Source organism: Dysgonomonas sp. GY617 (assembly GCF_015233815.1).
GTDB lineage: Bacteria > Bacteroidota > Bacteroidia > Bacteroidales > Dysgonomonadaceae > Dysgonomonas_A.
In genome coordinates, this window is record NZ_JADCLR010000001.1 from 842,988 (window position 1) to 855,644 (window position 12,657).

Here is a 12,657-nt window from a genome sequence, read left to right on the forward strand (position 1 = left end):
GAAGAAGATGATTATTTATTATGATAGTAAGACGGGAAATGTAGAACGTTTCGTTCATAAGATTCGTTTATTGACAGACTGGCGTTGTATCAAAATGTCTGATTCGATGTTGGCTGATAGGAAAGGGCATTTGATTACCTATACTACTCAAATGGGGGCTGTTGCGGAAACAACACTCAGGTTTATGGAACAAAACAGTGATTTCATTCTGTCTGTCTCCTCCAGTGGAAATATGAACTGGGGAGCCAATTTTGGATTGGCTGCTGATAAAATAGCCGAAAAATATGGCATCCCTATATTAATTAAATTTGAATTATCCGGATTAGAGCGTGATGTAAACAGCTTTATCCTAAAAGTAAAAGAATATGCAAATTAAAAAGTGGATACTCCTCAATAATGAGGTAATGATAAAAAAGGACGAGGATTTCCAATTGGAAAAAGATAAGGAAGCAGTCCGCTCTTATTTTCTGGATTATGTAAATAAAAATACAGTCTTTTTCTATACCCTAAAAGAAAAGATAGATTACCTGATAGAGAATAATTACTACGAAAACCTCTATGAACAATACTCATTCGAAGAAATAATGCGGGTCTATGCGCTTATTTATGAGCGGAAGTTTCGCTTTCCTTCATTTATGAGTGCTTTCAAGTTTTTTCAGAATTACGCTTTAAGAGATGATAGTGGAGAGAAATTTTTGGAAAGATACGAAGACCGTGTTGCCTGTATAGCCTTATACTTAGCTCAAGGAGATGTTAACCAAGCAATAAAATATGCAGAATTGCTAGTTAATCAGGAATATCAACCAGCTACACCTACTTTTTTGAATGGAGGAAAAAGAAGATCAGGCGAATTGGTTTCTTGCTTTCTTGACGAGATAGGCGATAGCCTCAATTCTATAGGTTACGCTATAAACTCTTCGATGAAATTATCTTCTATTGGAGGTGGTGTGTCTTTGAATCTTTCTAAATTACGGGGACGCTCAGAAGCAATAAAAGGAGTGGAGGGACGCGCAAGCGGCGTATTGCCTATTATGAAATTATTAGAAGATGTTTTCTCCTATGCCAATCAATTGGGACAACGTCCCGGAGCCGGAGCTGCATATTTAAATGTTTTCCATTCAGATATAGAAGAGTTTCTGGATTGTAAGAAAATCAATGTGGATGAGAAGGTTCGTATAAAATCTCTTTCCATAGGTGTTATTATACCTGATAAGTTTATGGAGTTGGCGGAGAAAGATGAGCCATTCTATGTCTTTTATGCACATTCGGTGTTCAGAGCTTATGGGAAATATCTCGATGATATGGATATGAACTTGATGTATCAACAGCTTGTGGATAATCCCAAAGTCAGAAAAAAACGTTTGAGTGCCCGTGTGTTATTGGTTAAAATTGCACAAACTCAGAAAGAGAGTGGGTATCCTTATTTGTTTTTCAAGGACAATGCGAACAGAGAGCATGCACTCAAAGATATAGGCGAGGTAAAGTTTAGTAACCTTTGTACCGAGATTATGCAATTGTCGGAAGTTTCTGAAATAAACGATTATTTCCAGGAAGATATTATTCGCAGAGGTATATCCTGTAATTTGGGTTCTTTGAATATTGTTACAGTTATGGAGAATAGCCGGATAAAAGAAGCGGTATCTACAGCTATAGATGCTTTAACTGTAGTTTCCGATATTTCGAATATAGACGTAGTTCCTTCTATCAAAAAAGCGAATGATGAGTTGCATAGTGTGGGATTGGGGGCGATGAATTTACATGGCTTTTTTGCGAAAAACTTCATTGCATATGAAAGTATTGAGGCTCTTGACTTTTGTAATGTTTTCTTTATGATGATGAATTTCTATTCATTAGAGCGTTCCATGGAAATAGCACGAGATAGAGGTATTACATTTAAAGACTTCGGCAAATCTGAATACGCTAAGGGTACTTATTTTGACAAATATGTAAATAAGGAATATTTACCACAGACAGATAAAATAAAAAGTCTATTTGAGGGACTACATATCCCAAATAGTCAAGACTGGCAAATTTTGAAAGAGCAAGTGATGCAACATGGACTATATCATGCCTATCGTTTGGCAATAGCGCCTAATCAGTCTACGTCGTATATTATGACTTCGACAGCATCTGTAATGCCAATTGTAGATACGATTGAAGTTCGCGAATATGGCGACAGTACAACTTTTTACCCTATGCCGTATTTGACAAATGATAATTTCTTCTTTTACAAATCGGCATATGAGATGGATCAAAAGAAAGTGATGAAGCTAATTGCTGTAATCCAGCGTCATGTGGATCAAGGTATATCTACTATTCTTCATACTAAGAGTAGTGATACTACCCGCGATATTGCTAAATATTATATTTATGCGCATAAGATAGGTTTAAAATCATTGTATTATACACGTACACGGAAAGCTACAATTGACGAGTGTGTGTCATGTTCTGTATAATTAAAAAAGAAATAAGAGATGAGCGAAATAAAGAAATTTAGGGCCGTAAACTGGAATACACCCGATAATGATTATGTGGAGATGTTCTGGGAGCAAAATCTTAAACAATTCTGGATTGACACCGAATATATTCCATCGAAAGATATCGATTCATGGAAGTCTCTATCTGCCGAAATGCAGGAAGCATATAAAAAAGCACTGGGTGGTCTGACATTGTTAGATACGTTACAAAGTCATACAGGGATGCCGAAAGTGATAGATCATATTGAGGGATTACAGAATAAATCGGTACTGTCATATATGTGTATGATGGAGGCAATACATGCCAAATCGTATTCAACTATTTTTTCGACAGTAGCTACCGCTGCCGAGATTGATGCTATCTTCGAATGGGCTTCTAGTAACGAGCAATTACAGCTGAAAGCAAAAACGATAGATTCAAATTACCGTAAACTGGATAAGGCGAATGTCTCAACCGAAGATATTTATATGGCTCTGGCTTCGTCTGTAATGCTTGAAACTTTTCTTTTTTACAGTGGCTTCTTTTTACCTCTTTGGCTTGCCGGACAGGGACAGATGGTTGCAAGCTGCGATATTATAAAAAAGATTGTGGCAGATGAGTCTATACACGGTGTTTTTGTAGGTCTTTTAGCTCAGGAGTTTTTTGCTGCCTTTAGCGAGAAACAAAAAGCTAAAGTGAAAGAAAATTTGTTTGAATTGATGGATAAGTTATATGAAAACGAATTGAAATATACAGACCATGTATATGGTGATGTTGGGCTTACAGGAGATGTAAAGGAGTATATCCGTTATAATGGGAATAAGGCTTTGATGAATCTGGGCTTCGAACCACGTTTCGAAGTAGGAGAGGTCAATCCGATTGTTCTTAATGGATTGAATGTTGAAACGACTCAGCATGATTTTTTCTCAAAGAAATCGACTAACTACGAAAAAACACTGGAGGTTGTCCATTTACATGACGACGACTTTGCAATGGATGAAGAGTTAAGTATAATAGTGTAAAAGGAAAAGGTTTTTTCGAATTTATATGAATAAAAATGTTTGCTTTAGATTAAAAAAAGAGGGAATACAATTGTATTCCCTCTTTTTTAGGGCTTGCTTTATTATTAGTTATATTGATGACCTTGGTCTAAATTAAGATAAATATCATTACTCCAATTTAGATAGCTTCATCTGTAAAAAAGATCTCTTGATTACTTTTACAATCCTAAATGCTCATTCCAAGATTCAGCGTTTTTAACTGCTTCTTTCATGTGATTCACCCAGATAGTACGTATATCTTTATGATCTGCTAAACCTATAACATTAAAATTATTAGACCCAGTAAGAGTTCCGTTTGTACTAATAATAAAGCCCATCTTTTCGAGTTTCAGTTTCCAACTATATTGAGCCTCATGATCATTTTCATTGGGGTCTACTTTATCAACCGTTTGTCCATCTTCCAAATCTCCAAGCAGATCGTTTTGGGCATGATCACCAGCAATTGACATAAGTGGAGAAAGGCTAATTGTAATATCTTTAGGTTGCTTGCCTTTTCTTTGAGCAAAGCTTGTTACTTCTTCTCTTATGTGAGAAAACATTTTGTCACCCCAATCTACTGTTCCAACAAATATGTTTTTTTCGCCACTTAATTTTTGCAATGCCACTTCAAGTTTATCATACATTGCATTTGCCTGATTATATTCTTTATCGGGGTTGCCATGTCCCATAAGCGCAACTAGTTCTCCTTTATCTAAACGAGGCTTGTAATAGTTATAAAGAACTTTTGATACAGCTTCTACGTCTTCATCGGCTTCAAGCAGACACGAACTTTTAGCAACTCTAATATCAGGAAATGGAACCATAAAGTTCTTCTTCACGTCAGTATTCATCAAACTTAGATACTCTTCTCCTGGTATAATGTGTAACGATTGTACATAAACTGTTTTATAGCCTGCAGCACCAATAGCTGTTAACCAAAGATCGGGTTGTGCAAAAGCTTTACCCAACTGTGCATAAACACGCGATACGATTGTACGTGATGTAAACGAGAGATAAATATCCGTGTTAGGATAAGCAGCTTTATAATCGGCTATAATTTTTTCGTAAGTAGCTTGTGGTTGTTCATATGTACTACCGAATGAACAGAGTAATAAAGCTGTGTCGTGATTTTTAGCGATTTGAACTGGGTTTCTGTCATCTTTCTTGTTGTCATCATCATCAGAACATGAAGTGAATATGCCTATTGACAGAAATAAAGTCAAGGCAAACAAGTTTTTTAGAATTGTTTTCATAATAGAATAATTTAATAAGTATTATTTATTTTGATTTTGGAATTTTATAGTAACTGAAGTATAATAGTTTCTACCCGGAGAGGTTGTTGCTCTGTTATGACCAAAAGGAGTACGGTCTACATAGTTAAAGATATTATCTACTCCCAGATTAATGTCGAGATTCCATTTTTTCTTGTTTAGTACAGAATGAGAAGTATTTATACGCCACAATTGAAAACCTTTCGTATTTCCATCGGAAGTGTAATACCGTTTAGATTGATATCGCCCATTTAAACTTACTCCCAATTTGTATTTCTGCCACGAGTGAGACCAAGATGAGCGGAATGCGATATTATGACGAGATGTGGCATTCATATATACATATTTCATATAATCGTCAGATGTTTCATCATCAGTTCGTTGAGCTTTTGCATCTAAATAACTGTATCCGCCACCAATTTTTATGTTCATTGGTAAATCGGCATCAAAAGTAACATCAACCCCATAGGTACGTGCTTTCGCTAAATTAACATACTGCATGGTTTCTTCTACCAACTGCATTTTATCTTCAACTGAAGTTGGAATTGTTTGAAGGGAGATCATGTCTCGAATACTATTGTGAAAGCCTGTTATGCTTGCTTTAAATTTAGGTAAGTGGTATTCAATGCTTGTAGCATAGTAATTCGATTTTTGAGGTTTTAGATCCCTATTACCATAATAAGCCTTATACTTACTCATAATTGTAGCATAATATTGGTAGTATAACTCTTTTATAGTCGGAGCTTTAAAGCCATTGGAATAGGTGGCACGCAGATTGAAGTCTCCTAATTTATACATTGCCGAAATTTTGGGCGTTAGGGTCTGTCCAAAATCTTTATTATAATCTAGTCTTAAACCTGCTGTTATGTTGAACTGATCTGTTATATTCCATTCATCTTGCACGTAAGGAGATAAAGCGTAAGTAGAAGACCTATCTCCCTGCAATCTACGAGGCGACACTAGCTCGTCCCACATATACTCTAAACCTGCACTTAGCGTATTCTTTTTACCTAAATAAAAGACACCTTTTGAGTTGCTTAACCATCGGCGTTGAGATGTTTGAAGAATACGGTCATCGGGATAGTAAACGATCCTATTTCCGTTTTCATCAAAATAGTCGGTATATTCACGGTTTGTATAATCATAGTAATAGTCATAACGATCATAAGATAAATCGAATGAAAGAAAATTCTTTCCTGTAAGATTGTATTTTGCTCCTGTTGCGTAGGTCTGATTACGATAATAAAAATCATTTAATCTCCATAATGGAATCCCTGTCGGGCGATAAGTCCATTTTTCATGAAATGAGGCATCTGCTGTTAAGATTAAGTTTTTATTTACTTGATAAGATAAATTCTGTGACAGCGTATAGTTAGTCGATCTGTTTACTGTCTTGGTAACACTGTTATTGTATAATGTATTTCGATGCCATTCTTGGGTAGTATTTCTCCATCCGTCTGTATGATTAAAGATGAATGAGCTTGTTGAATTCCATTTACCATGGTTGAAACTAAAGCTGTTTCCTTGGTCTATATCCCCGTATTCTCCAATTCGGGTTGTATTGGATGCACTGAATTTATCTTTGTTTTTCTTTGATATGAAATTGATAACACCTCCAATTGCATCCGAACCATATAGAGAAGATACTGCACCTTTTACAATTTCAATTCGATCAATATTATGCATATTGATTCGGCTTAAATCGTTCTGACCACCAACGTCGCCATTTATCCGTTTACCGTCGATAAGAATTAGGATGTAATCGTTTTTCAATCCGTTTAATTGAAGGTTACTTCCCATGTCGTTCCGATTGAAAGTGAGAGAAGAAGATAATCCACCTAATACATCTTCTATGTCCCGACCCGCATACTCTTTTAATGCAGCACCCTTAATCACTTCAGTCTGCACAGGGGCATCCTTAAGATAGTGCTCAGTTCCTGTTCCTGTAACTACTATCTCATTCATTGAGGTGGGTTTGCTCTTCAAGGTCAAATTGACAAGAACTGAAGTATCTTTGATTGTTATAGTGCTTTCTGCAGGATTATAGCCAATGTAAGATGCAATTAGAGTGTAAGTATTGGGCGATAGATGGTTGATTGCATAATTACCGTCTTTATCAGTAGATACACTGATGTTGGTATTATGGAGATGGATGGTTGCACCAATGAGTGCTTCCTTATTCGAAAAGTCAGTGATAGACCCTTTGATCGAGAATTTTTGTGCATACAGCAAGTGACAACTTATTAAGAGCGTCACTAGGGTTAATAATGTACGATGGCTCATATTTTGTTTTATTTTAGTCAAATAAAATAAAACATCGAGTTTCCTTTACGCAGCTTATTACTGCTAAATAAAATAGTGATAAATACCTTTTTGCGAGTATCATACACAGCTTTCTATTCCTGGAAGCTTGGTGTTTATTATGATCTAGCAGGTCTTCTGGCTATCCTCTGGTCAAAAACCTTCCCATATCTATCCGATACAGTGGTTATAGAAATTTTGACCAACATAATGAGGAATTACAGCTGCAGGTACAGCCCCGGATTTTCACCGGGTTCCCTTTCATTAAAGTATAAGAAATACTTCAATTACTAAATCAGCGTCAAAGGTATAAAATATATTTATATAAGATAATAATTATTTATTTGATAATTTGTAGGTCGTATTATTTCTAATTGTTACTAATTATAGTAATCTTATTTAAGGGGATAGTAGATTCTCTGAAAATGACATTAGGCTTAAAATAATATCAAGGTATGCGATTTATCTCTTTTTCTTATCTGTTTTAGTACTTATATCTGTATTCGGAGGGTGTCATATTTGTATGTTTTTTGAAGAACCGACAAAAGAGTGATGGCTCAGTAAAGTGCAATGCATCGGTGATCTCCGTGATTGACAAATTTGAAGTCTTTAATATTGATTTTGCTTGTGCTATGATAGCTTCATTTATCCAGCTAAGAATAGATCTTCCTGTATGTTTACGTATCATGGTTGTGAGATATTTGGTCGTTAAATGCATTTCGCTTGCATAGAAAGAAACGCTTCTTTGTTCTTTGTGATATTTATATAATAAATCAAAAAATTGAAGGGTTAGTTCTTTACCTCTTGTATGTTTATTGTTTTGCTCTGGATTGTCATTGTATAGATCTTTTATATCAGTAAGAAGAGCAAGTAATAGATATTTAAGTATATCTAATTTGCTTTTACTATGTTCTCTGTAATAATGCATCGAAATATTATTATGGTGTTTTCTAAATATATCAAAGTGACTATCACTTAATTTTATACATGGCATTTGACGTATTTCCTGAAAAAGAACAAAGTCATTGGATAAAGAATCTCTGGAGACTAAGTCTAAAGAGAAGAAGATAGTATCTATATGCAAGTCATCTGAAACGGTTATAGGTTCCATCATGGAGTGGGGTAATACCACCATCAAAGTACCGGGTTTTAGTTCTCTTTTTTGGAAATTTATCTTCAATTCTGCACTACCTTCCACACAAATTGCACAAATGAATCCACTAACAGAATGTGGATAATTTGTCAATCCCTTCCTTACTGAATCATCTGTCTTATTTACAACTATCCCCTCTATATCAAGTAGACCTATTTCTTTTGATACATAAGATATGTCATAGTTTTCTATCTCAGTTATACCTTCCATTTGACTATGTAAATTTACTGTAAAGAAGATGTTTATATTTCAATAAAACAAACCTATTGAACATTTATTGTTCTTTTCGGATAATATTCACCGAGACAATAACCCATTACTTTGCAGTAGTTCTTTTTCAAATAAGAGTATAAACTAAAAATATTGAAGTATGAAAACAAAAATGACAATTCCAGCACCTTTATCATTCAGAGAACGCGATCGTCGTTGGGAGATAGCACGCACAATAATGAGAAATAATGAGCTAGATACACTTATTATTTACGGAGATAGAGAATCTGCTGCACCCGCACCATTTTGTATCGATCATTATTTTACAAATGATAGACTAGGTTCTGTAGTGATTTTTCACAAAGAGGCAAAGCCGGTTGTTATAACTTTTGCTCCTATGATGGTTGCCGACCATATGCAGGCATCTATGCGTGGAGATCAACAATGGATTGAGCCCGAACAAATATATGTTGGAAAGACAGGTGCAAACATTGGAAATATGCTCAAGGAAATAGGTTTACCTGATAGACCAAAGATTGGAATCATTGGACTAGAGCCATATCCTCCATTTTATTTCGATGGAGCATTGCCTCACCGTACATGGAAGGGTATAATGGAGGCATTTCCTAATGCTGAAATTAAGCCAGTTTATATGGATTTTTTCAAACTAGCTGCCCCGAAAAGTGAGGAAGAATTGGCTTTGGTTAGATATGCTGCACATATTGGTGAAGCAATGAGTGAAGCTATGCGCATAACAGTGAGACCTGGGGTAAGTGAAGCTGAAGTAGCGGCAGCTATAACCTCTACTTGTATTTCGATGGGAGGATTTACAGCCGAAATTTTAATGGGGTCGGGTCCTGAATATATTGCTTGGGGACCTCCTGCTTGGCAATATCGCTCTCAAGCTCCACGAATAATACAAGAAGGAGATATTGTTTTGTCAGAGATATTTGCATTGTACGGTATGTATGAGACTCAACATCAAGCAGCAGTGGCAGTCGGAAATATACATCCAGACTTGGAACGTGCGGCTCTGGTAGCTCGCGAGTGTTATGAAAGAGGAGTTGACGTTCTGAAAGCTGGAGTAACTTTTGGCGAAGTTGTTGATGCAATGGAAAAACCCCTTTTGGATGCAAAAGGATGGCATGTACACCCCTTGATACACAGTATAAATCCTTATGGTCCAATTGGATTCGGAACCGCACCAGGTATAGAGATACTACCTCAAGCTAGTAGATATGGTAATGTGGGTAGGTTGCCAAACCCCGGTAGAGATTTGGTATTACAGGCAGGAATGTGCTTTGCTTTTGAACCAAACTGTGCTTTTGGAAACCATTTAGCCAATATTGGTGGAACTGTAATAGTGGGCGAAAATGGAGGAATTGAACTAAATAGCAATTCAACACACTTGATGAGAGCCGAATATTAATCGTCAGAAATAACAAAAGCTATTGATGTGAATCAGTAGCTTTTGTTGTCTATAATTATTTTTGTAGCAATGATTTAATTACTTCTACATTGTTTCGTAACAACATAAGTATTCATTTGTTACAGATAAAAAATAATAAAGCTATGACAAATAATTTTCAATCAGAATTAAAATCCGACCTTCAACTGTTTCTGAACGAGCAGAAAGAAAGGTTTCCACAAAAAGATATACTTAAGATAGACCTACATTGCCACGACTATAACAGTGATGTACCTGATGAACTTATGGGACGTATATTGAATGTTCCCGAAACATGGTTGCCAACCGACAGATTGTTGCAGGAGTTACAGACCAATGGATGTAATGCTTTCACAATTACTAACCACAATAATGCACGCTCTTGCTACGCTTTGCAGGATAAAGGATTTGATATTCTGACGGGGTGTGAATTTAGTTGCTTGGTTCCAGACTACAATATAGGGATACATGTATTGGCATACGGTTTTACTCCCGAACAAGAAGTAAAGTTGAATAAGCTTCGCCGCAATGTGTACCTTTTTCAAGAGTATGCCCTAAAGCATAATATACCAACTATCTGGGCACATCCCCTTTATCATTATGCTGTAAAAAAGATGCCTCCTATGGAATTTTTCGATAAGATGGGACTGATCTTTGAACGGTTTGAGGTTCTCAACGGGCAGCGTGATACTTGGCAGAACCTGTTGGTAAGAGAATGGATAACAGCACTTACTCCTGAGAAAATAGATGGTTTTTCAAAAGAGTTTGGAATTGATCCTAAAATGTATTGCTCTGATCCATATAAAAAATCTTTCTCAGCAGGGTCTGACAGCCATATGGGAATTTTTGCAGGACTAACAGGTACATATTTATATATTCCCAATCTCGAAGAAAGATTAAAATCTGAATCGAAATCATCTTTAGCACTTGAGGCTATACGAAAAGGAGATATGGCTCCGTATGGCTCGCATCAGAATTCCGAAAAACTCACAATTGCCTTTCTGGACTATGTCTCGCAGGTTGCACTCAATTACAAAGATCCGGGATTGCTAAGGTTGCTTTTACATCAGGGTTCTACATCCGAGAAAATATTGGCATTTGGATTGTCTAATATCTTTCTGGAAATACAACGTCACAAAGTGACATCTTCTTTTTTCAAACTCTTTCATGAGTCTATTATGGGCAAGTCTCCATCATTCTTTAAAAAGCTTATTTTAAAACCATCTTATAAACCCATATTTGACGAAGTGGCAAAAATGGCAAAAGCACATCAGGAGGGATCAAATAATATAGTTAATGAATACAATCAATCTGTTCATAATATAAATGAAAAACTAAACGAAATACTATTTTCACGCATTACCAAGAAAATAGATAAGCTTGATCTGGAGAATAAATTATCTGCTGATAAAATAGAAGAAATATTGATGAAGCTCGACTTGCCGAGCAACATAAGATCGTATGTGAGTTCCGATTCAGATAAAAAGGAATCGACAATCAATCTTACAGACTTTCTGGATGGACTTTCTTTCCCTTTCTTTGCTTCTGCACTTATCTTGTCGGCACACTTTACCAGTACAAAAGTATTATTTAATACACGTCCGTTTCTAAAAGAGTTTTCGAAGAAAATAGGAAAATATCACCATCCCGAGCGGGTGTTATGGCTTACCGATACTTTCGGTGATAAAAATGGAGTGTCGACAGTGCTTCAATCCATACATAACGAAATAAAAGAGCGTAATCTACCAATAGATATACTCACATGTAGTGCCACTATGAAATCGGACGATCATCTGATTGTGATGCCTCCTCTCTATGAATTTTCAGCGCCTTTATATAAAGATCAGCCTATTCGTATACCTAACTTACTTGATTTACATAAACTGTTTCATGAAAAAGAATATGACCGAATTGTATGTTCTACCGAAGGGGTAATGGGGCTGATGGCTCTTTATTTAAAGAGTGCCTATTCCGTAGAAACCAGTTTTTATGTGCATACCGATTGGGTAATGTTTGCCCGAAAAGTATTGAATCTGGATATACATAATCAAAACCGTATTCGACGTATGTTGCGCGTATTTTACAAATCTTTTGACAGAGTGTTCGTCTTGAATACCGATCAGCAAAAATGGCTGACAGGACCCGATATGAAACTTAAGCCCAACAAGGTGAGTCTTACTGCTCATTGGGTAGACGATATATTCACTCCTCAGAAAGTAAATAAAGGGCAAGTATTTGGTATTGAAAATGATGCCCTTGTGCTTCTCTATGTAGGCAGAATAAGTGAGGAAAAGGGAGTTATGGAACTACCACGTATATATAAGAATGTCCAAAAAGCATACAAAGATGTGAAGATGGTAATCGTTGGTCAAGGACCAGCAAATGAATCGCTTAAAAAAGAACTCCCAGAAGCGATATATTTCGATTGGCTTGATCATGATAAACTTCCTGCATTCTATTCAGCCGCTGATCTATTAGTGTTCCCATCCAAATTCGACACTTTTAGTTGTGTGGTATTAGAATCTCTTAGTTGTGGACTTCCTGTTATTGCCTATAAAACTAAAGGCCCCAAAGACATCATCCGGCATAAAAAGAGCGGTTATGTAGTAGATACCGAAAAAGAGATGACGGAGTCTATAATATCATATTTAGAAAATGAAGATTTGCATAGTAGTTTTAAAGCAGCTGCTATAAAAAGGTCGAAAGATTATAAAGCAGTCAGTATAATGAACGATTTAGTAAAAGAAATAGGTCTTTAATATAGCCTTAAAAAGTTAT

The 12,657-nt window shown here is 36.1% G+C and carries 8 protein-coding genes and 1 riboswitch; of the genes, 5 read left to right on the forward strand and 3 right to left on the reverse strand.

Features of this window, described 5'->3' with window-relative positions:
• Positions 1 to 7: 7 nt before the first annotated feature.
• The 3 genes from nrdI to nrdF are packed head-to-tail and all read left to right on the forward strand — an operon-like array spanning position 8 to position 3,479.
• On the forward strand, positions 8 to 376 hold the full coding sequence (nrdI, locus tag IR022_RS03540) for a class Ib ribonucleoside-diphosphate reductase assembly flavoprotein NrdI (RefSeq protein ID WP_194202610.1): 369 nt from the start codon (positions 8 to 10) through the stop codon (positions 374 to 376).
• Entirely contained in the window at positions 366 to 2,456 is a 2,091-nt protein-coding gene (nrdE, locus tag IR022_RS03545; protein WP_194202611.1) for a class 1b ribonucleoside-diphosphate reductase subunit alpha, read from the forward strand. The genes nrdI and nrdE overlap by 11 nt, the downstream gene beginning before the upstream one ends.
• Before the next feature lie 18 nt (positions 2,457 to 2,474).
• Positions 2,475 to 3,479, forward strand: a complete 1,005-nt coding sequence (gene nrdF / locus IR022_RS03550) for a class 1b ribonucleoside-diphosphate reductase subunit beta (protein WP_194202612.1) — start codon at positions 2,475 to 2,477, stop codon at positions 3,477 to 3,479.
• A gap of 197 nt (positions 3,480 to 3,676) precedes the next feature.
• Here the strand turns inward: nrdF and IR022_RS03555 are convergent, their stop codons facing one another.
• The 3 genes from IR022_RS03555 to IR022_RS03565 all read right to left on the reverse strand — a co-directional run bounded on the left by IR022_RS03555 (position 3,677) and on the right by IR022_RS03565 (position 8,432).
• A complete protein-coding gene (locus IR022_RS03555) occupies positions 3,677 to 4,750 on the reverse strand; it encodes a sirohydrochlorin cobaltochelatase (RefSeq protein WP_050708838.1) in 1,074 nt (357 codons plus the stop codon).
• 21 nt (positions 4,751 to 4,771) lie between these two features.
• Positions 4,772 to 7,051, reverse strand: coding sequence for a TonB-dependent receptor (locus IR022_RS03560; RefSeq protein WP_194202613.1), 2,280 nt, complete (start codon positions 7,049 to 7,051; stop codon positions 4,772 to 4,774).
• A 128-nt stretch (positions 7,052 to 7,179) separates the two neighbouring features.
• Positions 7,180 to 7,379: riboswitch (cobalamin riboswitch) on the reverse strand.
• A 174-nt stretch (positions 7,380 to 7,553) separates the two neighbouring features.
• Positions 7,554 to 8,432 (reverse strand): helix-turn-helix domain-containing protein, encoded by an 879-nt coding sequence (locus IR022_RS03565; protein ID WP_194202614.1) that lies wholly within the window; start codon positions 8,430 to 8,432, stop codon positions 7,554 to 7,556.
• A gap of 160 nt (positions 8,433 to 8,592) precedes the next feature.
• Between IR022_RS03565 and IR022_RS03570 the strand changes: the two genes are divergently transcribed.
• Positions 8,593 to 9,861, forward strand: a complete 1,269-nt coding sequence (locus tag IR022_RS03570; protein ID WP_050709611.1) for a M24 family metallopeptidase — start codon at positions 8,593 to 8,595, stop codon at positions 9,859 to 9,861.
• Between the two features lie 143 nt (positions 9,862 to 10,004).
• A complete protein-coding gene (locus tag IR022_RS03575; RefSeq protein ID WP_194202615.1) occupies positions 10,005 to 12,638 on the forward strand; it encodes a glycosyltransferase in 2,634 nt (877 codons plus the stop codon).
• Positions 12,639 to 12,657 lie beyond the last annotated feature (19 nt).

Coding starts and splice junctions, on each gene's coding strand:
- nrdI (WP_194202610.1), top strand. CDS start 8: ATGATTATTTATTATGATAGTAAGACGGGAAATGTAGAACGTTTCGTT.
- nrdE (WP_194202611.1), top strand. CDS start 366: ATGCAAATTAAAAAGTGGATACTCCTCAATAATGAGGTAATGATAAAA.
- nrdF (WP_194202612.1), top strand. CDS start 2,475: ATGAGCGAAATAAAGAAATTTAGGGCCGTAAACTGGAATACACCCGAT.
- IR022_RS03555 (WP_050708838.1), bottom strand. CDS start 4,750: ATGAAAACAATTCTAAAAAACTTGTTTGCCTTGACTTTATTTCTGTCA.
- IR022_RS03560 (WP_194202613.1), bottom strand. CDS start 7,051: ATGAGCCATCGTACATTATTAACCCTAGTGACGCTCTTAATAAGTTGT.
- IR022_RS03565 (WP_194202614.1), bottom strand. CDS start 8,432: ATGGAAGGTATAACTGAGATAGAAAACTATGACATATCTTATGTATCA.
- IR022_RS03570 (WP_050709611.1), top strand. CDS start 8,593: ATGAAAACAAAAATGACAATTCCAGCACCTTTATCATTCAGAGAACGC.
- IR022_RS03575 (WP_194202615.1), top strand. CDS start 10,005: ATGACAAATAATTTTCAATCAGAATTAAAATCCGACCTTCAACTGTTT.